Source organism: Microbacterium sp. str. 'China' (assembly GCF_002993305.1).
Taxonomy (GTDB): Bacteria; Actinomycetota; Actinomycetes; order Actinomycetales; family Microbacteriaceae; genus Microbacterium; species Microbacterium paraoxydans.
This window is the reverse complement of sequence record NZ_CP027434.1, coordinates 2,855,144-2,875,680: the sequence shown is the minus strand read 5'-3', so window position 1 is coordinate 2,875,680 and position 20,537 is coordinate 2,855,144. Positions and strand designations below refer to the sequence as shown.

The window sequence follows — 20,537 nt, the reverse complement described above, 5'->3', positions numbered from 1 at the left end:
GTCACGAACGCAAGATCAAATGATGCGTATCGTACTGTGCGGCGAGCAAGACTGAAGGGGAAGCCGAATCCGGCCCGTCCCGAAACACAAAGGAGCAACCCATGCCCAACGTCCCTCTCGTCGACCGTGAGACCGCCACCGGCGCCGTCAAGGAGCAGCTGGAGCAGATCGGCTCCGCCTTCGGCGCCGTCCCCGCCATGTTCCGCGCGGTCGCGAACTCGCCCGCCGCGCTCACCAGCATGTGGAGCGCGTTCGGCGCTTACGGTGGGGGCACGCTCGGTGCGGCCCTGGGCGAGCAGATCGCCGTCGCCGTCGCGAACCGCAACTCGTGCGGCTACTGCCTTGCCGCGCACACGGCGCTCGGCAAGAAGGCGGGCCTCACGACCGAGGCGCTCGCCGAGGCTCAGGCCGGCAACTCCGACGACCCCCGCACGGCGGCACTGCTGGCCTTCGCGCTCAAGCTCGTCGAGGAGCGGGGTCAGGTGACCTCGGCCGACGTCGACGCCCTCCGCGCGCACGGCTGGAACGACGAGCAGATCGTCGAGACCATCGGCCAGGTCGCGCTGAACCTCTTCACGAACTACGTGAACATCGCGCTCGACGTGCCGATCGACTTCCCGACGGTGCCGCTGCGTCGCGCCGCCTGAGGTCGAGGGGAGCAGAGGCCGGATTCGCTGGGGGTCCGGCCTCTTCCGCTGCCCGGGCGTTCGCGCTAGACCTCGACCGCATCCAGCCAGTCGGTGAGGACGCGGGTGGCGAGAGTCTCGAGCCGCGGGCCGAGCGTGCGTGCCTGTTCGCGGATCGATCGCGGGTCGATGCCGTGGTGATGCAGTTCGTGGGCGTGGCCGATGAGCCAGCGCTCGATGGCGCGGTGGTCGGCTTCCAGGTGGAACTGGAGGCCGAGAGTGCGCCCCACCGCGAAGGCCTGATGCGGGAAGCCGGGCGTGTGCGCCAGGGACTGCGCGCCGGCGGGAATCGTGAACTCGTCCCCATGCCAGTGGAGCACGGGCTCGCCGTCGAGAGGGGCCAGGACGGACTCCCGGCCCTCGGGGGTCAATGCGAGCGGGCCGAAGCCGATCTCGACCGCCCCGGTCGGCCGGACCTCTGCGCCCAGGGACTCGGCCAGGAGCTGCGCGCCGAGGCAGACACCGAGTGTGGCACCGCCGCTGTCGAGTCGCGCCGCGACGGCGGTCTTCGAGGAGCGCAGGAACGGGTAGCGATCGTCGTCGTACACCCCGATCGGTCCGCCGAGGACGATGAGCAGGTCGGCCCCGGCGACGGCGTCCGCGTCGAGCTCGTCGATGCCGGCATCGAGGAGGGTGGTCTCGTAGCCGCGCTCCGCCAGCAGGGGAGCGAGGATGCCGAGGTCTTCGAAGGGGACGTGGCGGACGGCGAGGGCCGTTCGGGGGGTGCGGGACGCGGACATGCACTCTCCTCGGTTAGATTTGACCTATGCCAAAAGTAGCACACGAGGTTCAGGGTGCCGAGGTGATCGTGCGCACGGCGGGGATCCTGTTCGACTGCGACGGCGTGCTGGTGGATTCCGTCCCCTCGGCGGCGATCGCGTGGGGCGCCTGGGCCCGTCGGTATGCCCCGGGATTCGATTTCCTCCGAGACGCCCCGCACGGCAGGCGACCGAGTGAGGTGGTCGCGACGCTCGTCGAGCCGGAGCGGGCGGACGAGGCGACGGCCGACCTCCTCGCGCGTGAGCTCGCCGTCGCGTCGGCGACGGCGGGGATCCCCGGGGCGGCCGCTCTGCTCGTCGCGCTGCCGGGTGACCTGTGGGCGGTCGCGACGAGCAGCAACAGGACCGTCGCGACCGCGCGGATGCGCGGAGCGGGCATCCCGGCGCCCGCCCTGCTCGTCGCCGCCGAAGACGTGGACCGCGGCAAACCCGCGCCCGACCCCTACCTCCGCGCCGCGCTCCTGCTCGGGCGGGACCCGGGGGACTGCGTGGTCTTCGAGGACTCGGCGCCGGGGATCCATGCGGCGAGGGCAGCCGGAGCAGGGCTCGTGGTCGGGGTGGGCGCAGCCTCTGCGTCGGCGCACCCCGACCTGATCGTGCGCGACCTCTCCCGGGTGCGTTGGAGCGGCGGAGCGCTGCGTCTCCCGGTGCTCAACGGAGCGCGCTGAGGGCCTCGTCGATCACGTCCACCGCGACGTCGAGCTGCTCGTCCGTCGTCGTGAGGGTCGGCAGGAAGCGGATCACGTTGCCGTCGCTGCCGGCGGTGAGCAGCAGGATCCCGCGCTGGGCGGCGAACTCCGCGACCATGGACGCGGCCCCGGCCAGCGGTCGTGTCGTGCCAGGTGTGCTCAGCTCGAAGGCCTGCATGGCGCCGATCCCGCGGACGTCGCCGATCACGGCGTGGCGGGCGCGCAGCCCCTCGAGTCGCGCGGACAGGTGGGCGCCGATCCGACGGGCGTCCGCGAAGAACGTCCCGTGCTCGAGCTCGTCGAACACCGCGAGGGCGGCGGCGATCGAGACCGGGTTTCCGCCGAACGTGCCGCCGAGGCCGCCCGGGTCGGGCGCGTCCATGATCTCGGCGCGGCCGGTCACTCCCGCCAGGGGCAGCCCGCCGGCGATGCCTTTCGCCGTGAGCACGAGGTCCGGAACGAGGCCGAAGTGCGTGCTCGCGAACCATGTCCCGGTGCGCCCGAGGCCCGTCTGGATCTCGTCGGCGATGAACACGACCCCGTTGCGGGTGCACCACTCCTGCAGGGTTGACAGGTAACCCGCGGCAGGGACGACGAAGCCGCCCTCGCCCTGGATGGGCTCGGCGATGACGGCGGCGAGGTCGTGGACGCCGATGCGCTGTTCGAGATGGGCGATCGTGCGCGCCGCGGCCTCGGTACCGTCGAGTCCGTCCCGGTAGGGGTAGGAGTTGGGGACGCGATGGATGTCGGGGGCGAACGGACCGAACCCGGTCCCGTACGGCGCCGCCTTGTGGTTCATCGCGAGCGCGAGGTTGGTGCGCCCGTGGAAGGCGTGGTCCAGGGCGGCGACGACGCGACGCCCGGTGTGCCGGCGGGCGATCTTCACCGCGTTCTCGACGGCTTCCGCGCCGGAGTTCGCGAAGGCCGTGCGGGTCTCGTGGGTGCCGGGGGCCTTCTCCGCGAGCAGCTCGGCGAGGCGCACGTACCCCTCGTAGGGGGTGACGGTGAAGAGCGTGTGCGTGACCCGGTCGAGCTGCTCCGCCGCGGCGGTGATGGCGGCGAGGTTGGTGTGGCCGATCGTCGTCACGCCGATGCCGCTGCCGAGGTCGAGGAAGCGGTTGCCGTCGACATCGATGACCCAGGGTCCGTCGGCGTGCTCGATGTAGACGGGGAGCACGCTGCCGACCCCGCGGGGGACGACGCGTTGCCGGCGCTCGTGCAGCGCGCGACTCCGCGGCCCTGGCACCTCGGTGCGCAGGCGCGGAGTCGACAGCGAGGTGTCGGAGAACAGGCCGGGTGCGGACATGGGCGGCTCCTTCGTGAGGGGGCGTCGGCGGTCGCGCGACGTGGTCCCGAAGCTATGTTAGATTTTGACCTATGTCAAAGTTCGAACCCGGGGATGACGGTGCTGACCGCTACCCGACGGCGTTCACCGTCGCCGACTTCCAGGCCAACGTCGCGGCGGTACGTGCGCGCATCGACGCCGCCGCCGAGCGGGCGGGACGCGAACCCGGTGCGGTGCATCTGCTCCCGGTGAGCAAGACCGTCCCGACCGATCGCGTGCGGGTGGCGATCGGCGCCGGCCTGCGTCGGCTCGGCGAGAACAAGGTGCAGGAGGCGGTACGCAAGAACCGGGAGACGGCTGACCTGGACGTCGACTGGGTGGTCATCGGCCACCTGCAGACGAACAAGGCGAGAGACGTCGTCTCCTTCGCCGCCGAGTTCCAGGCGCTCGACCGGCTCCGGGTCGCGGAGGCCCTCGACCGGCGTCTGCAGGCCGCGGGGCGCAGTCTCGACGTGTACGTGCAGGTGAACACCTCGGCGGAGGACTCGAAGTTCGGGATGCCGCCCGAGGAGCTCCCGGGCTTCCTGAAGGCCCTGCCGACGTATGGCGCCCTTCGCGTCCGCGGTCTGATGACCCTGGCGCTGCTCACACCGGACGACGCCCGGGTGCGCGAGTGCTTCGCGCTGCTGCGCACCCTCCGCGACAGGGCCCGCGAAGAGACTCCCGAACTCATCGGCGACGGCGCGCTGTCGATGGGAATGTCCGGCGACTACGAGATCGCCGTCGAGGAGGGGGCGACGTGCGTGCGGGTCGGGCAAGCGATCTTCGGCGCGCGATCCGTCCCCGACAGCCACTACTGGCCGGAGGGTTGACCGCCGCTCAGTCCTCGGTGCGGAACCCTGCCGCCTTGTGCGTGCCGTCGCAGAACGGCTTGAGCGCGGAGAGACCGCAGCGACAAAGGGCCACTGTGCGTCGGCGCGGGTCGATCACCGTGCCGTCGCTCGCGTGCAACTCGATCTCGCCCCGCACGAGCAGGGGGCCGTCCGGGTACGCCGTGACGGTCACCGGCTCCTCGCGACCGCTCATGCCGTCGTCCTCTCCCGCAGTGCCGAGCGGCCCTCGGTCCAGGCGTCCAGGGTGTGGGCCCCGGCCCAACCGTCGACCGTGAGGCACGCGGCCGCGCCGAACAGGATGTCCGCCAGCAGTTCCGGACGGTCCTCGGCGAGGCTGCCCGCGAGGTCACGGGCGGCGATCTGCTCGTGCACCGCGTCGGCCTCCACATGCTCCTCGAAGTACGCGGCGACCTCGTCGGCGAACCCCAGCCGGTGCAGGCCGTCGGCGTAGAACCGGCAGGGGATCGACGAGGTCATCTCGTACGCGGCGAGGTGGCCGACGATCGCGCCGACGAGCCGGCGGTTGAGCCCGAACAGGCTCATTATGTTGTGCGAGGCGAGCGTGATCGCCGGGGCGTCGTCGACATAGGCGCCGTACGTGTCGTCGAGTCCCGCGGCGCGCAGGGCCCGCGCATAGAGCTCTGCATGCACCCGCTGGGGGCGCCCACCGCCGTACTCGTCGGACTGGATCTCCACGAGCGCGGCCTTGGGACGGCCGGTCAGCCGCGGAATCGCCCAGGAGTGCGGATCGGCCTCCCGCAGGGTGTACACCGATCGCAGGATCAGCGACTCCTCCGCCTGCTCGCGGGTGGCCTTCCTCGCGATGTGCCGCGACAGGCTGGGGCCGGTGTCCGCGGCAGCGAGGGCGAACAGGGCACGACCCACGGCGTCGACCGTGGGTTCGGGAAGCTCGGGCACCGGCACGGTGTCACGCAGTGCGGCCTCGAAGGCGTCCTCGAGGACGCGGCGCGCCGTGACCACCCCGGCATCCCACTCGAGACTCGCATCGAGCTGCGGAAGCGAGCCGTAGGAGGACGCGTAGAGGACGAACAGGGCGAGCTGGATGTCGTCGTCCCTGACCGCATCGTCGCTCGCGGCGACGGCTGCGGCGGCGAGGTCGGGGAGGGTGGCGGCGTCGTCACCGCGACCCGTGAGGACGCCGAGGACGGCGCTCGACAGGGGGCCGCGCGGCGAGAAGGCGACGGCGGTGTCGGCGTCGAGGGTGGAAACGGTCATGAGGAGGGGCTCCCATCGGATCGATCACCCGCATCCTCACCCGCGCGAGCGGCGACCGCCAGGGACTTGACGCCGAGGCGCTCGCCAGGCAAGCGCCTCGGCGTCAGGGGCACCCGGCGAACACGTACCCTTCATCGTCCGGAGTGACGAGGTCGCGATCGCGGAGCACTGTCGACGCCGGGGTGTCCGGGTCGGCGCACAGCTCCGCGAACGGCCGCGGGAGCTGATCCGTGTACTCGATGTCGATCACGTGGGGCCCGTAGACCCCGGTGTACGTGCCGCACTCCGCGTACGCGGCGCATTCCTCCGTCACGGCGAAGTCGAAGCCCGCGCGCTCTTTCAGGGCGTCCGCATGCTCGGCCGCGTTCTTCTGCCCCGCAGCGAGCCCGACGCGGTGCGCCGCGTCGACGAGCAGTTCCGCGAGCGCGAGGTTGTCGTCCAGGCGCAGAGCGCCGCCCGAGCGCGAGAACGAATCGAGGTTGTCGAACTCGACCGCCTGGAAGTCGGCATCCGCACAGCCCTCGATCCACGGGACCACGATCTCGGCGATGCGGGACCGCTGCTCCGCGCTGCCGGTGTCCAGGAGGGCCTCGTCGGGCCAGTCGGGGTCGAAGACCACCTCGTCGCCGTCGTGCAGGAGCAGGTCGTCGGGCCAGGTGTCCAGCTCGCCCGGCTGGGTCTGGAAGCCGTTGACGTAGCAGACGGAGTAGAGGCCGGCGGCGGGCTCCGCGCTGCGGTCGCGGCCGACGATGCCCACACCCTCGGGCGGATCGTAGGCGCCGCCGAGCTGGTAGTCCGGAAGGGCGCCGGCCGGGGGAAGCGCGACAGTGGCCGACGACCCGGTTCCCTCAGCGGGGAGAGCGGGTGGCGCGCTGCAGGCGGAGAGGGCGAGGACCCCGACGGCGATGAGGGCCGCCGGCGCCGGGGAGTGGCGTGTCGTCCTTCGACCGCGCTGGGGACGAGGGACGCTCATCGCGGCTGAGGCGTCGGCTGCGCGGGGGCGTCGACGGGCGGGGCCGCCGCCTCCGAGGGGTTCCGGCGGATCCCGATCCACGACACGACGCCGCCGAGCACGAGGAGCGCCGCCGTGACCCAGGCCGCGTTGTGGAACCCGTCGAGGTCGAGCGTGCCCCCGACGATGGTCGACAGCATCGCGACCACGAGCAGACCCGCGACGCGGGAGACGGCGTTGTTCACGGCGGAGGCGATGCCGGAGTGGTTCTCGTCGATGGCCCCGAGGATCGCGGCCGTCAGCGGGGCGACGGTGAGCGACAGGCCGAGGCCCATCACGATCATGGCCGGGAGCACCTGCGCCCAGTAGTCGAAGGTGGCGTTCACGGTCAGCAGCATCAGCGCTCCGACGGCCATGATCAGCGGTCCGATCGTCATGAAGATGCGCGGGCCCCAGCGCCCTGCCCACCCGCCGGCACGCGAGCTCAGCAGGATCATCAGGATCGTCATCGGCAGGCTCGCGAGCCCGGCCGCCGTCGCGCTCAGTCCCGCCCCCTGCTGCAGGTAGACGCCGACGACGAAGCCGTTGAGGGAGAGCGCGGCGTACACGAAGAGCGTGGCGAGGTTGCCCCACCCGAAGTCGCGCACCCGGAACAGCCACAGCGGCATGAGCGGCGTGGCCGAGCGGCCCTGGCGCCACAGGAAGACGGCGAAGAGTGCGGCCCCGGCCACGGCGGGGATCCAGATCGCGGGGGAGGCCCACCCGAGGTTCGGCTGCTCGATGAGGGCGAAGACGACGGCGCCCAGTCCCAGCGCGCACAGTGCACCGCTCCACCAGTCCACGCGGACGCCCCTCGGGTGCTCCGGCAGATGCAGGCGGGCGAGCAGCACCAGCGTCACTCCGATGGGGAGGACGTTGATGAGGAACACGAAGCGCCAGGACAGGAAGTCGACGAAGAGCCCGCCGAGCAGGGGGCCGACCAGTTGAGCCGCCGTGGTGAAGGCCGTCCAGACGCCGATGGCCCGCGCCTGCAGGTCGCCGCGCATGGTCGCGGTGATGAGCGCGAGGGAGCTCGGGACGAGCAGGGCCCCGGCCGCCCCCTGCGCCCCGCGAGCCACGATGAGCATGAGCGGGTCGATCGCGGCGGCGACCGCGACGGACGCGATGCCGAAGGCGATGAGGCCGATCCGCATCACCAGCACCCGTCCGTAGGCGTCGGACAGGGAGCCGGCGAGCAGGATCAGCGCGCTGAGGGTGATGAGGTAGGCGTCGACGACCCACTGCTGCGTGGTGATCCCGCCGCCCAGCTCTTCACTGATGGCGGGAAGGGCGACGTTCACCACTGTTCCGTCGAGGAACGTGACGAACGAGGCCAGCACGGCGATCGCGATGACGAGCCGCTGGAGCGGGGCGAAGGATGACACAGGCCGACCCTACTCCGGGCGACGGACGCGAGGGCCCGTCAGGCGGCCGGTGTTCCGGTACCTTCCTGCAGGAGCCGTCGGAGCCCGGGGAGGCCGTCCCGTGCGTGCGCCGCACGCTGTCGCGCCGCACCGGTCCCGTCGGCCCGCAGCCGGTCGAGGCCCGCCCGCACCGCGTCCGCATCGCCGAGGTCGTCCAGCACCGGCCCGATGTCGTCGACCAGGTGCTCCGCCACGGTCCAGGCCGGGCAGACCTCTCCGGTGAGCGGATCCACGATGCGGGCCGTCATCCCGGCTCTCGACGCCATCCAGATCGACGCGTCGATCGTCTCCGTCTCGTCGGCGACGATCCGCTGCCCGGACGCCAGGGCGATCCCGCGGGTCAGCAGCGCGGAGAGGACGGCGTCCTCCGCGGTGAGCTGCGTGTCCGCGACGCGCGCCTCGACCGTCGGGTAGCGCTCGGAGAGACGCACCGCCCAGGAGAGGGATGTCGCCTCGCCGATGGTCCCGAGGGCCAGGAGCTGGTCCACGCGCGCCCGGTAGTCGTCGACGTCGGCGAACCGGGGCGGACACCACGACGAGGGGAGCCGGCGGATGAGCATGCTCCGCCAGCTCGCGAATCCCGTGTCGAGACCGTTGCCGAACGGGCTGTTCGTGCTGAGGGCGAGCAGCAGCGGCAGCCAGGCGCGGAGACGGTTCAGGGCGCGGACCCGCTCCTCCTCGTCCGGCACCTCGACGTGCACGTGCAGACCGTTCACCTCGTGCTCGCGGGTGAGGTGCGCCAGCCGCCGGGCGACGTCGTCGTAGTGCGCCGACGGCGAGAGACGCGGCGAGCGGAGAGTGGTGAACGGCGAGCCGGTCGGTGCCGCGATCGCGCGCCGGGCGCGTGCCTGCGTGCCGATGGCCGTGCGCAACGCCGACAGCTGCTGGACGGCCTCGGCGCCGGTCCGCACCGGATCGGTGAGGGCCTCGACCTGCGAGGCCAGGTACTCGGTGGTCACGCGCCCGGCGGTGACGTCATCGCCGATGCGCTCCAGGATGTCACCGCTGAGGGCGACGGGGACGAGCGAATCCTCATCGAGCAGAAGGAACTCCTCCTCGATCCCGAAGCGCGTCATCCGGGTCAGTGGTTTCGCAGTTCGGAGATGAGCTCGGCCTTGCGCTTGCCGCTGTAGCCGGTGAGGCCCAGCTCCTTGGCGCGCTTCCGCAGCTCGGGAACGGTCCAGTCCTCGTAGTCCCCGTGCTTCCCGCCGCGGCGGCCGACGGAGCTGCGGCCGTCTCGTGCGGCAGCGTTCGAGATGCGGGCGGCCTTCTCCTTCGAAGCGCCGTCGTCGCGCAGCTCTTCGTACAGTTCCGGATCCTTCAGGGAGTTGTTGCGTCGTCCTGGCATTGCTCTGCTCCTTCGCGCATCGGGAGGGTCGAAGTCAACCCCCTCCAGAGAGGGCGTGGTTCGGGTCTAGCGTGGGGTCACCGCAGTCGGGCGCCCGCGCCCCCAGAGAAGGGAAAGACCGATGAACATCCTCCTGATCATCGTCATCGTCATCGCCGTGATCCTCGCGATCACCGGAGGACTGGTGCAGTCGCTCCAGTTCCTGCTGTGGGTCGGTCTGGTGCTCCTGGCCATCGCCGTGATCGCCTGGCTGATCCGAGCGATCACCGGCAGCCGCAAGGTCTGACCCGAGTGCGGAGGGGGAGGCTCGCCATCGGCGAGCCTCCCCCTCTTCATGGGTTCAGCGGGTAGGGGATCAGCGGTTGAACGCGTCCTTGACGCTGTCGCCGGCCTTGCCCGCGGCGTCCTTCACGTTCTCGCCGGCCTGCTTCGCGTCGGCCTTCACCTGATCCGCCTGGCCTTCGGCCTCGAGCTTCTCGTTGTCGGTCAGCTTGCCGAAGCCTTCCTTGACCTTGCCACCCAGCTTCTCAGCGGAATTCTTCATGTCATCTGCGCCACTCATAAGAGGCTCCTCTCCTGGACGGATCGATTGCTCTTCGAGCGTCGCACCGCCGTCGCGGTCCGTCCACGGGATTGACATTCACCGACGGGCGTGTCAGCGTTCCGCCCCCATCGACTCCCGCCCGCACAGGGGTTAGCCTGGCGCCAGGCGGGCGTCCTGCCCGTCGTCCTGGACGAAGGGAGCGGTGTGCGATGGACGCGATGATGATGGGTGCCATGTCCAAGAACATGGAGTCGATGCCGGACATGGCGATGATGGACATGTCGGTGCTCCAGGCCTGTATGGACGCGTGTGCCGCCTGCGAGCAGGCCTGCACGGTGTGCGCGACGCAGGAGATGGACTGCGCCCCCGCGTGCATGAACTGCGCGGACATGTGCCACACGATGATGCGATCGATGCTCCGCATGCAGGGGATGACCCCTGCCACGATGATGGCGATGCTGGACGCGTGCATCGCGATGTGCCAGATGTGCATGGACGAGTGCATGCAGCACGCCGATCACAGTGACGTCTGCCGCCTGTGCGCACAGGCGTGCCAGGCCTGCATGAACGCGTGCATGGCGGTCCGCGACATGATGATGGCGAGCGCCTGACCCGGAGGGATCAGGCCCTCGTCACACGACGGCGACGTTGAAGCGGGTGCGCCCGACGGCGAGGACGGCGTAGTCGAGGTGGAGGGCGACCGGGCTGCCGATGGCGGCCTCCAGCGCGGCGCCGGAGCCGTTCCACAGCGTGTGCGTGGTGCCGTCGAGCGTGCGGACGGCAAGGTCTCCGGTGACCGGATCCGCCGCGGTCACGAACGCGTCCGCCCATCGCGCCGGGGTCGCCGCGGCGAGGCGCTCCTGGATCAGGTGCAGGGCGTGGCCGGGGGCCGAGGAGGAGCAGCGGCCGCCGTTCCGGCACATGCACGTCGCACGCTCACGCACCTCGAGGGGCGGACGGCGGTGCAGCGGCGTGGACACGGGGACTCCTTCGGATCGGCGTCCGGCCAGAGTACGTCGATGAGGTCGGGATCCCGCAGCCCTCCCGACACGCGACGAAACAAACGGGTGTAGGCTCGCCGGGTGCTGTCGTCGATGAGCGCCCTCGGGGCGCGGAGCGGAGCTGCAGGCGCGTTCAGCGCCGCAGGCAGAGGCTGAGGACCGGCCGGAGGCGGAACCCCGTCCCCGGTGCTGCGTCGTACCCCGGCATCGTCCGGGCGATCCTCCGATCCGTCTCGCCGACCCGGCGATCACACCGAAAGCTCTTCTCCCATGCGTCCCATCGACGAGCGCGCCCTGCGCGCCTCCTTCTGCAACGCCTCCCGCAAGGAGGTCTCCGACATCACTCTGCCGCCCGACCTCGCCGAGACCGACTTCGAAAGGCTCGACTACCTCGGGTGGATCGACCCGAAGCTGCCCCGGCGCGCCTATGTCGTCGTGTGGATCGACGACGAGCCCGTGGGCGTCGTGCTGCAGCGCGCCGAGCAGCGCGTGCTCGCCCGTGCGCAGTGCTCGTGGTGCGAGGACGTGACGCTCCGCAACGACGTGCAGCTCTACGTGGCCCGACGCGCCGGTGCCGCCGGTCGCAAGGGCGACACGGTCGGCGTGCTCGCGTGCGCGGAGTTCGGCTGCAACGCGGCGGTGCGCAAGCTCCCGCCGCTGGCCTATCCGGGGTACGACCGCGAGCTCGCGCGCGAGATGCGGATCCTGCGGCTGCAGGAGCACGTGACCGGATTCGTGCGCGAGGTCGCCCGGACCGACTAGGCCGTCACGGCTCGCACGTGAGCCAGGGCGGGTGCCTCCCACGCCGCCGACAGCCGGGCGAACGCCTCGAAGCTGCGTCCGCCCGGCCAGTCGGCCGGCAGCATCGCCGGGGGCAGCCCCGGATCGGTGTAGGGCAGCACCCGCCACCGGTCGATGAGGTGCACGTAGGCCGGGAAGGGCTCCTCGGGCAGGGCCGTGAGCGAGGCCTGGAAGGCTTCGTGCTCGCCGCGCAGCGCGTCGAGGTCCCACCACGTGGCGGCGGCCTCGGCCAGCGTGCCGGCCGGGGCGGGGGCCGACGCGTCGAACAGCGTCGCCCAGCGGCGGGCACCGAGTTCGTCGAGGATCTGCTCCGCCTCCGCCCTGAGGTGCCCGGGACAGATCCACAGGGCGGGGGAGACGACGCCGGCGCCGATCCAGTGCAGTCGACGGCGCAGTTGATGGCGCACGCTGCGCGCGCTCTCCGGGATCGAGAACGACACCAGGCACCACGGATCGTCGTCGGCCATCTCCTGCATCCGGAAGATCCGGCGGTCGCCGCGCTCCAGCATCGGCACGGCCGCCGGGCTCAGCCGGTAGCCGACGGCGTCGCGGCGCTCCGGCAGGAGCAGGCCCTTCTGCTTGAGACGGGCGATGCCCGTCCGGGCGGGAGCGGCGGGGATGCCGAGGTCGGCGGCCAGCGCCACGAGGTCGGCGGCCGAGATCCAGCCTCCCAGTGGGCGCAGATACAGGCCGATCAGGGTGCGCAGGAGCGAGGCGGTGCTGCCGGGGCGCGCGTCGATGTCATCGAGCACGACCGGCGCCGCGGGGTCAGGAGACACCGGACTCCAACGCATCCCTGACCGCGAGCACCCCGGCGACGGTCTCGGCGTGCGAGGTGCTCAGCGGCGACAGCCCGAGCCGGATCCCGTCCGGGAAGCGGAAGTCGGGGATGACGCCGTCGGCCCAGAGCCTCCGGGTGACCTCCCGGAAGTCGGGGTGGCCGATCGTGATGTGTCCGCCGCGTCGCGCCGGGTCGCGAGGGCTCAGCAGGCGCACGTCCAGGGGCGCGAGCAGCTCGTCGTACGCTCGGACCGCGAGCGCGGTGAGCGACTCCGACTTCGCGCGCACGCCGTCGATGCCCGACTGCTCGATGAGGTCGATCATGCCCTGCATCGCGAGCATCGAGGTCACCGGCGGCGTGCCGCTGAGGAGCTGACGGATGCCGTCGGCGGGGACGTACTCCGGGCCCATGGCGAAGATGTCGGCCGCGCTCCACCACCCCTGGATCGGCTGCCGCAGCAGGCCCTGCAGGTCGTGGCGGAGGTACGCGAACGCGGGCGATCCCGGGCCGCCGTTGAGGTACTTGTAGGTGCAGCCGACGGCCATGTCGACGCCCCAGTCGTCGAGCTGCATCGGCACGACGCCCGCCGAGTGGCAGAGGTCCCACATCATCAGGGCCCCGGCCTCGTGCACGACGGCGGTGATGCCGGGCATGTCGGCGAGGGCGCCGGAGCGGTAGTCGACGTGGCTGAGCGAGACGAGCGCCGTCCGCTCGGAGACCACGGCCGCGACGTCGTCGATCGTGACGCCGTGTACCGGATCGGGCGTGATCCAGCGCAGCGTGGCCCCCATCTCCGCCGCCACGCCCTCGGCGAGGAACCGGTCGGTGGGGAAGTTCCCCTCCTCGATCACGAGCTCCGTCCGCCCCGCGGGTCCCTGAGCCCCGCCCCTGGGTCCCTGAGTCGCGCCACTGGGTCCCTGAGCCTGTCGAAGGGCCCCCCGCATGAGCTTGTACAGCAGGACGCTCGTGGAGTCCGACACGACCGTCTGCCCCGCGCCCGCACCGAGGGCGACGGCGCCGATGCGGTCTCCGAGCTCCATCGGCAGGGCCATCCACTGCTCGTCCCAGGAGCGGATGAGGCGGGTGCCCCAGTCCTCGCGCACGAACGCGGCGAGCTTCTCCGGCACGTCGCGCAGCGGCCGCCCGAGCGAGTTGCCGTCGAGGTAGGCGGTGACGCCCGGGGCCTCGACGAACGCGTCGAGATGCGCGGCGAGCGGGTCGGCGGCATCCAGGGCGCGGGCGGCGTCGAGGAGGGCGGTGTCGGCGGAGCGGTCGGTCATGTCACACCTTCAGGTCGGCGGGGGTGAGGGGGCGGGCGGCCAGGGGATCGGCGGATCCCGGTGGCAGCAGGAGGAGGAGAGAGCGGGGATCGAGCGGGTCGACCGGCGCGAGGGCGCGGAGGAGGGCGTCGTCGTCGAGCCCGGCGGTGCGGAGGGCGGCGACCTCGGCGGGGTTCAGGTCGACGGGGGTCGGGCCGTTGCCCATGTCGGTGCCGTAGCGGACGGTGCCGCCGGCGGCATGGAAGCGGGCGACGTTGTCGATCGCGATGGCCCTCGTGGCGGGGTCGTGGATGGCGAGGGTGCTGATCCAGGAGGTGCGGGCGGTCTGCTCCGCGATCTCCTCGTCGTCCAGGCGCTCGGAGAACGGGGCGTGGGCCAGCTGCGTCGCTCCGAGGCGGACGACGCGCTGCGCTTCGCCGGTGCCCTCCGCATGGGCGACGACGGGGAGGCCGTGCGCCACGGCGAGCTCGGCGATCGCGCGGAAGAGGGCGTCGGAGAAGGTCGGGCCGGCGGTGCTGTTGCTCGCGACCTTGATGCCGGAGACACCGGCCGCCACCAGCTCCTCGATCACGGTCGCGGCCGCCGTCGAGTCGGCGATCTCGCGCACCGAACCTGCCGGCGCCCACGCGCGGTCCGAGGGGTAACCGCCGGGAGGAGTGAGGAACGCGCCGGCGAAGTCGACGGTTCGCAACTCAGGAGAATCCGGCCCAGCTGCACCCGGAACCGCCTCGGAAGCGCCTCCGCCGATCGAAACTCCTGAGTTGTGAACGGCGATCCGCGCCACCGTGGACGGATCGCCGCCGAGGTCGACCACTCGTCCGAGGCGCGATGAGGCCAGGAGCGTGTGGTCGACGAGCTGCAGGTGCACGTGGTGGTCCGTGAAGCCCCCGACGATGCGGCCGGAGAGGACCGGGGCCCCCGGCGCGGATGTCTCCGCACGGAGCCGGGGGAGCCCGTCCTCGCCGAGTCCTACGACGCCGTCCCGCCAGCGCTCGCCGTCGAAGAACGTCGCCGTGAGCATCAGGAACCGATCTCGGTGCGGACGGTGTAGAGCTCGGGGAAGAAGGTCAGGTCGAGGGCGCGCTGCAGGAAGCCGACGCCGCTCGATCCACCGGTGCCGACCTTCATCCCGATGGTCCGGGACACGGTCTTGAGGTGACGGAAGCGCCAGAACTGGAAGTTGTCCTCGAGGTCGACGAGGTCCTCGCAGGCCTCGTAGAGATCCCAGTGGGTGCGCGGGTCCTGGTAGATCGCACGGATGGCGGGCACGAGGGCCGGGGTCTCGCGGTACGGCTCCCGCACGTCCCGGTCGAGGATCTCGCGGGGGATCGGGAGGCCGCGGCGAGAGGCGTAGCGGAGGAACTCGTCGTACAGCGTGGGCTTCTCCCACTCGGCCGTGAGGAGCGCGAGGTTCGCCGGGTGGTCGCGGAAGACGCTCAGCATCTTCTCGTTCTTGTTGCCCAGCGCGAACTCGACGGCCCTGTACTGCACCGACTGGAAGCCGGACGAGTTGCCGAGGGCGCCGCGGAACTGGGCGTACTCCGTCGGGGTCAGCGTCGCCAGGACCGACCACTGCTGCGTCATCACATCCTGGATGCGCTTGACCCTGGCGATGCGCTTGAGGGCGTCGCGCAGGTCGTCGGCTGCGAGCAGCTCCCGCGCCGAGCTGAGCTCATGCAGCAGCTGCTTCAGCCAGAGTTCCGTCGTCTGGTGCTGGATGATGAACAGCATCTCGTCGTGATGCTGCGGGTCGCTCACCGGATGCTGTGCCGTGAGGAGCTGGTCGAGCGCGAGGTACGAGCCGTAGGTCATGCGGCCGGAGAGGTCCGTGACGATGCCGGACTCGAGCGCGCGTTCGTTCTCGGTGTGCATCCCGTGAACATATCACTTCCGTGCCGGTCGTCACAGACATGTTATGTCCGGGCCGGAGCGCCGGGCTCGGACGAAAGGGGCCGGGTCAGCGGGTGTGCGCGTCGAGGAAGGCGATGGTGTCCGCGAGCGCCTTCCGGGCCTCGGGGAGATCGAGGTGGAACTGGTATTCGTGCGGGAGCTCCGGCTCGTGCGGCGCGGGCCAGAACACCGGCGTCACGTCGACCCCGAGCTCCTGAAGCCGCTTCGCCATCGGGATCGACTGGAGCCAGGTGAGCCCGTCGCCGTTGCCGCCGGAGATGTAGGTCGCGGGGAAGTCGGCCGTGACCCAGTCGACGGTCGACATCGTGGCGCCTGTCGAGTCCTCCGCCCAGGTCTTCGTGCCGGAGTACGCCCACATCGCCGACTTGAAGCCCCACCCCGGGACCCCGTCGAGCTCGGCCAGCGCGGCGAGGTCGTAGACGCCGCAGTTCAGCACGGTCGCGACGAGCTGATCGGCGCGGATCGACGGGCGGATGCCGAGGATCTCGGCGTAGTCCGGATTCGTGATGAGCGTCGCCATCTGGCTGGCGAGCTGCGCCCCGGCGGAGTCTCCTGCCAGCACGATGCGTCGCGAATCGACGCCCAGCTCCGCCGCGTGCGCGTCGATGTAGGCGAGGGCCTCGTCGAGCTGGTGGACGGCCAGCGGGTACACGCCCTCGGGTCCGCGGGTGTAGTTCACGCCGATGGTCGTGTAGCCCTCCGCGGCGAGGATGCGGAGGTACGGGTCGACGTCCTCCTTCGAGCCCGAGATCCAGGCGCCTCCGTGGATCCACACCACGGTCGGCAGTGCGCCGTCGGCGGAGGCCGGGCGGAAGACGTCCATCGTCGTGTCCGTTCCGGCATCTCCGTAGGCGATGTCCTTCCGTTCGTCGAGCGCGGCGTCAGGGACGTGCTTCGTCATCTCCGCCGCGGTCTCGTCACCGCCCTTCGTGAACACGGAGCGGATGATCATCGCGGATGGCCATGGGGTGAGCGCGCCGACGATCGCGACGACGGCGGCGACCGCGGCGAGGGTGCCCACGGCGATCTTCGTGCGACGCCAGGGCCTCTGGGCGGTCTTCGCGGCCACGGTTGCGGCGGTGCTGCGGGAGTCTTCCACGGCCTCAGTGTGGCAGCATCCGCCGTCGCGGACCGGGAATGACGGGCGTCCTCACCCGGCGAGGCTCGCGAGGAGACGCCGGAGGCCGTACTCGAAGGCGCGGTCGACGTCACCCCCGAGTCGGAACGCCCCGGACAGCTCCATCTGCAGGAACCCGGTGGCCCAGGCGGTGAAGAGACGCGCGGCGTCGAGAGCGTCCGCCTCGCCGACCGCGGTGGCGCAGGCGCGGATGACGGGGGCGGCGGAGCGTTCCAGCGCCTCATGCGGGACTGCGGCGTTGAACATGAGGCGGAAGCCCTCCGGGTGCGCGTGAGCGAAGGTGCGATAGGTCCGGGCGAGAGTGGAGAGGTCGTCGCCGGCCGCCTCGAGCTCGGTCGCGAGGGCATCGACGGATGCCGTGGCGACCGCGACTCGCAAGGCCTCCCGATCGCGCACGCGCTTGTAGAGGGAGGGGGCGCGCACGCCCACGCGCTCCGCGACCGCCTGCATCGTGAGTCCCGCAGGGCCGTCGACCTCGATGATCTCCTGGCCGGCCGCGACGATGGCATCGATCGACGTGCGTTCGGGAGTAGGCATGGATCCTCCTCGATGGCTATTGACAGTAGCCATGATAGCTACGTAACGTAGCCATCGCAATCGTCCGAGAGGATCATCATGAAGCTCGCCCCCCACCTCCACCGCCTCGGCAACGACATCGTCGCCTCGTACCTCATCGACCTGCCCGAGGGCATCACCCTCGTCGACGCCGGGTTGCCCGGGCACTGGCATGACCTTCAGCGGGAGCTCGCCGTGATCGGCCGCCCGCTGTCCGACATCCGCGGACTCGTGCTGACCCACGGCGACAGCGACCACATCGGATTCGCGGAACGACTGCGTCGCGAGTCCGGGGTTCCGGTGTTCATCCACGGCGCCGATGCCCACCGCGTGCGTACCGGGGAGAAGCCGAAGACCCCGATGGGCCCTGCCCGGCTCGGTCCGATGCTCGGCTTCCTCGCCTACGGCCTCCGCAAGAGTGCGCTCCGCACACGCCATGTCGCCGAGGTGTCCGAGGTCGCGGACGGTGACGTGCTCGACCTCCCAGGGGCCCCGGTCGTCGTGGGTCTTCCGGGGCACTCGCCGGGGAGCATCGCGGTGCACGTCCCGGCGGTCGGCGCGGTGTTCGTCGGCGACGCCCTGACCACGCGGCATGTGCTCACGGGGGAGGAGGGCGCGCAACCCGCCCCGTTCACCGACGAGCCCACGGAAGCCCTGGCCTCGCTCGACCGCCTCGCGGCGCTCGACGCCGAGTGGGTCCTTCCCGGCCATGGTGCTCCGTGGCGCGGAACTCCCGCCGACATCGCCGCCGCGGTCCGCGCGCACGCCTGACGCTCGCCCCTGTCGGGTCCAGTAACGCTCCTCGCCGCGTATGCCGAGGTGCACTTTCCGTCCCGCCCGAACGCCACAGCACGGTGCCGGATCGATAACGCACCCCAGTCGCGCGGTAGAGGTGCGTTTCGCGTCCCGCGACGGGGACTCCGTGCGGGATCGAAACCGTGCCCGGCGGACCCTCGCGAGGTGCGGAATGCGTCCCGCTGGCAGGGCTCGCCGGCGTGCGGGATCGAAAACGGGCGGGAGACGGCGTGCGGAGGTGCGATTTCCGTCCCGCACGGGCGCGGGCGCGGGCGCGGGGCGGGGGGAGGGGTCAGGGGGAGAGGAGGGTGGCGGTGTCGGTCACGGTGATCTGCGGGGGATACAGGGACATGACCTGCACGGCGGCGGCGTGGTTCTCGGCCGTGGAGCCGGCGCAGGCATCCGCCACGAGCGTCACGCGTGCCCCGGCGTCCGCGGCGGCGAGCGCGGTGGACACGACGCAGCAGTCGGTCGACACCCCTGCGAGCACGATCCGACCACCGTGCCCCACGATCGCCTCCAGTTCCTGGCCCCACTTGCCGAACGTCGGGAGGTCCACGGTGGGATGAGGAGACAGGCCTTCCGCCTCGGGGACGAGCGCGTACAACGGGTCGTCGGCGGGGCGGTCGGCGAACGGCCACGCGGCGAAGTACTCGCCCCAGGAGGTCGAGCGGTCAGCCGTCGGCAGCCACCGGGTCACGAGCACGCGCTCGCCGAAGGCCTCCGCGAGGCGCCGGATGTTCGTCATCGCGGCGGCGAAGAACGGCGAGCCCCAGGCGGAGTCGGGGGACGCGAAGATCACCTGCGGATCGACCACCACGAGCCAGCTCTCGTCCGCGGAGCCTGCCGCCCCCTCGGCCCCTGAGCCTGCCGCCTCCTGGGTCCGTGAGCCTGCCGCCTCCTGGGTCCCTGAGCCTGTCGAAGGGCTCACGACTCCTGCCGCCGGATCTTCCCCGCCCGGGCGAACCAGGTCACGAGGAACGACAGCACCAGCGCCACGAACACCCCGAGGTTCGCATACGCCCAGTCCCCGTCCGTCCCGCCGACGAGGAACAGGAGGTATCCCTGCCAGTTGTTCCACGGCGCGGCGTCCGCGAAGCCGTTGAGGACGAGACCCCAGCCGATCACGCTCGCGACGACCATGGTGCCGATCGACGTCCAGTCCCAGGCGCCGTAGCGTCCGCGGCTGTCGAACAGGGCCGCCTCGTCGTAGTCCTTGCGACGGCGCAGGATGTCGGCGATGAGGATGCCGGCCCAGGAGGCCAGCGGTACGCCGAGGGTGATGAGGAAGCTCTGGAACGGGCCGAGGAAGTCGGTCGCGAAGAACACCACGAAGATGGTGCCCGCCGTGAGGATCGCGCCGTCGATCGCCGCCGCCGACGGCCGCGGGATGCGGATGCCGAGGCTGAGCAGCGTCAGGCCGGAGGAGTAGATGCCGAGCACCGCGCCGGAGACGAGCGCGAGCACGGCCGTGAACAGGAACGGCACGAGGACCCACACCGGCAGGATGCTCGCGAGCGCGCCGATCGGGTCCGCGGCGATCGCGTCCATGAGCTCGGCGTCCGATCCCGCGAGGAGCAGACCGAAGACGACGAGGATGACCGGCGCCACCGAGCCGCCGATGGTGTTCCAGGCGACGATCGCCCCGTCGGACGCGGTGCGCTTCTGGTAGCGCGACCAGTCCGCGGCGATGTTGATCCAGCCCAGCCCGAACCCGGTCATCACCATGACGAGCGCGCCGACGACCTGGCCGATGCCGCCGTCAGGCCGGGCCAGCACCGCGGCGAGGTCGATGCTCGGCGCCGCGAGGATGATGTACACCACCGTCACGACGCCCGTGATCCAGGTCAGCACCGACTGGAGCCGCATGATCGTGTGGTAGCCGAGCACCGAGGCGGCGACGATGAGTGCCGCGACGATCACGGTGGCGAGGATCTTCAGCCAGAGGCTGTCCCCGTCGCCGCCGAGCTGCGTGATGACCGTCGCCGTCGCCAGTACCGCCATGATCGCGAGGAAGGTCTCCCAGCCGATCGACGTGAGCCAGGACACGATCCCTGGCACCTTCTGCCCCTGCACGCCGAACGCGGCCCGGGAGAGCACCATAGTCGGCGCCGACCCCCGCTTGCCCGCGATCGCGATGAGGCCGCACAGCAGGAACGACACGACGATGCCGACGACCGAGACCAGGGTCGCCTGCCAGAACGAGATGCCGAAGCCGAGCACGAACGAGCCGTACGACATCCCGAACACCGAGACGTTCGCCGCGAACCACGGCCAGAACAGGTCGCGGGGCTGGGCGGTCCGCTCGGACTCGGGGATGATCTCGATGCCTGCACGCTCGATGAGAGCCGGCCTGATGTCGGTCATCCTCACATCCTGGCACTCCGGGGGCGCACTCCG

At 71.2% G+C, this 20,537-nt stretch carries 25 protein-coding genes; 7 read left to right on the top strand and 18 right to left on the bottom strand.

Features of this window, described 5'->3' with window-relative positions; translation table 11 throughout:
* The first annotated feature begins 101 nt into the window (after nucleotides 1–101).
* The gene (locus C6C15_RS14025; RefSeq protein ID WP_105950379.1) at nucleotides 102–647 is read left to right on the top strand and encodes a carboxymuconolactone decarboxylase family protein; all 546 of its coding nucleotides are present in this window, start codon (nucleotides 102–104) and stop codon (nucleotides 645–647) included.
* 65 nt (nucleotides 648–712) lie between these two features.
* On the opposite strand, the gene C6C15_RS14020 is transcribed toward C6C15_RS14025, so the two are convergent.
* Nucleotides 713–1,426, bottom strand: a complete 714-nt coding sequence (locus C6C15_RS14020) for a glutamine amidotransferase (RefSeq protein ID WP_105950378.1) — start codon at nucleotides 1,424–1,426, stop codon at nucleotides 713–715.
* A 26-nt stretch (nucleotides 1,427–1,452) separates the two neighbouring features.
* Here C6C15_RS14020 and C6C15_RS14015 point away from each other — a divergent pair, with 26 nt between their 5' ends.
* Nucleotides 1,453–2,133 (top strand): HAD-IA family hydrolase, encoded by a 681-nt coding sequence (locus C6C15_RS14015; RefSeq protein WP_105950377.1) that lies wholly within the window; start codon nucleotides 1,453–1,455, stop codon nucleotides 2,131–2,133.
* On the opposite strand, the gene gabT is transcribed toward C6C15_RS14015, so the two are convergent.
* A complete protein-coding gene (gene gabT / locus C6C15_RS14010) occupies nucleotides 2,117–3,460 on the bottom strand; it encodes a 4-aminobutyrate--2-oxoglutarate transaminase (RefSeq protein WP_105950376.1) in 1,344 nt (447 codons plus the stop codon). The genes C6C15_RS14015 and gabT overlap by 17 nt on opposite strands.
* 71 nt (nucleotides 3,461–3,531) lie before the next feature.
* On the opposite strand from gabT, the gene C6C15_RS14005 reads away from it, so the two are divergent.
* Entirely contained in the window at nucleotides 3,532–4,311 is a 780-nt protein-coding gene (locus tag C6C15_RS14005; protein ID WP_105950375.1) for a YggS family pyridoxal phosphate-dependent enzyme, read from the top strand.
* A 7-nt stretch (nucleotides 4,312–4,318) separates the two neighbouring features.
* On the opposite strand, the gene C6C15_RS14000 is transcribed toward C6C15_RS14005, so the two are convergent.
* The 6 genes from C6C15_RS14000 to C6C15_RS13975 all read right to left on the bottom strand — a co-directional run bounded on the left by C6C15_RS14000 (nucleotide 4,319) and on the right by C6C15_RS13975 (nucleotide 9,331).
* On the bottom strand, nucleotides 4,319–4,525 hold the full coding sequence (locus tag C6C15_RS14000) for a CDGSH iron-sulfur domain-containing protein (RefSeq protein ID WP_060922967.1): 207 nt from the start codon (nucleotides 4,523–4,525) through the stop codon (nucleotides 4,319–4,321).
* Entirely contained in the window at nucleotides 4,522–5,568 is a 1,047-nt protein-coding gene (locus C6C15_RS13995; RefSeq protein ID WP_105950374.1) for an iron-containing redox enzyme family protein, read from the bottom strand. Before C6C15_RS13995 ends, C6C15_RS14000 begins: the two co-directional genes overlap by 4 nt.
* Nucleotides 5,569–5,671: 103 nt before the next feature.
* The gene (locus C6C15_RS13990; RefSeq protein ID WP_105950373.1) at nucleotides 5,672–6,541 is read right to left on the bottom strand and encodes an endo alpha-1,4 polygalactosaminidase; all 870 of its coding nucleotides are present in this window, start codon (nucleotides 6,539–6,541) and stop codon (nucleotides 5,672–5,674) included.
* Complete coding sequence (locus C6C15_RS13985; protein WP_060922965.1) at nucleotides 6,538–7,944, bottom strand: MFS transporter; 1,407 nt, start codon at nucleotides 7,942–7,944, stop codon at nucleotides 6,538–6,540. The genes C6C15_RS13990 and C6C15_RS13985 overlap by 4 nt, the downstream gene beginning before the upstream one ends.
* Nucleotides 7,945–7,982: 38 nt before the next feature.
* Nucleotides 7,983–9,059, bottom strand: a complete 1,077-nt coding sequence (locus C6C15_RS13980; protein WP_083370917.1) for a carboxylate-amine ligase — start codon at nucleotides 9,057–9,059, stop codon at nucleotides 7,983–7,985.
* 5 nt (nucleotides 9,060–9,064) lie between these two features.
* Entirely contained in the window at nucleotides 9,065–9,331 is a 267-nt protein-coding gene (locus C6C15_RS13975; RefSeq protein WP_025102516.1) for a DUF7218 family protein, read from the bottom strand.
* Nucleotides 9,332–9,452: 121 nt separating this feature from the next.
* On the opposite strand from C6C15_RS13975, the gene C6C15_RS17235 reads away from it, so the two are divergent.
* Nucleotides 9,453–9,617 (top strand): hypothetical protein, encoded by a 165-nt coding sequence (locus C6C15_RS17235; RefSeq protein ID WP_164498167.1) that lies wholly within the window; start codon nucleotides 9,453–9,455, stop codon nucleotides 9,615–9,617.
* A gap of 69 nt (nucleotides 9,618–9,686) precedes the next feature.
* Here the strand turns inward: C6C15_RS17235 and C6C15_RS13970 are convergent, their stop codons facing one another.
* Nucleotides 9,687–9,875, bottom strand: a complete 189-nt coding sequence (locus tag C6C15_RS13970; RefSeq protein WP_370670658.1) for a CsbD family protein — start codon at nucleotides 9,873–9,875, stop codon at nucleotides 9,687–9,689.
* Between the two features lie 209 nt (nucleotides 9,876–10,084).
* Here C6C15_RS13970 and C6C15_RS13965 point away from each other — a divergent pair, with 209 nt between their 5' ends.
* On the top strand, nucleotides 10,085–10,486 hold the full coding sequence (locus tag C6C15_RS13965; protein ID WP_025102514.1) for a hypothetical protein: 402 nt from the start codon (nucleotides 10,085–10,087) through the stop codon (nucleotides 10,484–10,486).
* 21 nt (nucleotides 10,487–10,507) lie between these two features.
* On the opposite strand, the gene C6C15_RS13960 is transcribed toward C6C15_RS13965, so the two are convergent.
* Complete coding sequence (locus C6C15_RS13960) at nucleotides 10,508–10,855, bottom strand: hypothetical protein (protein WP_199787658.1); 348 nt, start codon at nucleotides 10,853–10,855, stop codon at nucleotides 10,508–10,510.
* Nucleotides 10,856–11,146: 291 nt separating this feature from the next.
* On the opposite strand from C6C15_RS13960, the gene C6C15_RS13955 reads away from it, so the two are divergent.
* Nucleotides 11,147–11,638, top strand: a complete 492-nt coding sequence (locus tag C6C15_RS13955; protein ID WP_105950372.1) for an FBP domain-containing protein — start codon at nucleotides 11,147–11,149, stop codon at nucleotides 11,636–11,638.
* Here the strand turns inward: C6C15_RS13955 and C6C15_RS13950 are convergent.
* The 6 genes from C6C15_RS13950 to C6C15_RS13925 form a co-directional block, all read right to left on the bottom strand.
* Entirely contained in the window at nucleotides 11,635–12,456 is an 822-nt protein-coding gene (locus C6C15_RS13950) for a PaaX family transcriptional regulator (protein WP_082750071.1), read from the bottom strand. The genes C6C15_RS13955 and C6C15_RS13950 overlap by 4 nt on opposite strands.
* Entirely contained in the window at nucleotides 12,446–13,738 is a 1,293-nt protein-coding gene (locus C6C15_RS13945) for a kynureninase (RefSeq protein WP_105950371.1), read from the bottom strand. Before C6C15_RS13945 ends, C6C15_RS13950 begins: the two co-directional genes overlap by 11 nt.
* Nucleotide 13,739: 1 nt before the next feature.
* The gene (locus tag C6C15_RS13940; protein WP_105950370.1) at nucleotides 13,740–14,759 is read right to left on the bottom strand and encodes an amidohydrolase family protein; all 1,020 of its coding nucleotides are present in this window, start codon (nucleotides 14,757–14,759) and stop codon (nucleotides 13,740–13,742) included.
* Complete coding sequence (locus C6C15_RS13935) at nucleotides 14,759–15,610, bottom strand: tryptophan 2,3-dioxygenase (protein ID WP_060922424.1); 852 nt, start codon at nucleotides 15,608–15,610, stop codon at nucleotides 14,759–14,761. Before C6C15_RS13935 ends, C6C15_RS13940 begins: the two co-directional genes overlap by 1 nt.
* 85 nt (nucleotides 15,611–15,695) lie before the next feature.
* A complete protein-coding gene (locus C6C15_RS13930) occupies nucleotides 15,696–16,748 on the bottom strand; it encodes an alpha/beta hydrolase (RefSeq protein ID WP_234024157.1) in 1,053 nt (350 codons plus the stop codon).
* Between the two features lie 51 nt (nucleotides 16,749–16,799).
* On the bottom strand, nucleotides 16,800–17,324 hold the full coding sequence (locus tag C6C15_RS13925; RefSeq protein WP_105950369.1) for a TetR/AcrR family transcriptional regulator: 525 nt from the start codon (nucleotides 17,322–17,324) through the stop codon (nucleotides 16,800–16,802).
* Between the two features lie 78 nt (nucleotides 17,325–17,402).
* Here C6C15_RS13925 and C6C15_RS13920 point away from each other — a divergent pair, with 78 nt between their 5' ends.
* A complete protein-coding gene (locus C6C15_RS13920) occupies nucleotides 17,403–18,113 on the top strand; it encodes an MBL fold metallo-hydrolase (protein ID WP_060922421.1) in 711 nt (236 codons plus the stop codon).
* Nucleotides 18,114–18,429: 316 nt separating this feature from the next.
* Here the strand turns inward: C6C15_RS13920 and C6C15_RS13915 are convergent, their stop codons facing one another.
* A complete protein-coding gene (locus C6C15_RS13915; RefSeq protein ID WP_060922420.1) occupies nucleotides 18,430–18,957 on the bottom strand; it encodes a cysteine hydrolase family protein in 528 nt (175 codons plus the stop codon).
* Nucleotides 18,958–19,064: 107 nt separating this feature from the next.
* Nucleotides 19,065–20,504 carry a purine-cytosine permease family protein gene (locus tag C6C15_RS13910; RefSeq protein WP_105950368.1) on the bottom strand — a complete coding sequence of 480 codons (1,440 nt, stop codon included), beginning with the start codon at nucleotides 20,502–20,504 and terminating at the stop codon, nucleotides 19,065–19,067.
* Nucleotides 20,505–20,537 lie beyond the last annotated feature (33 nt).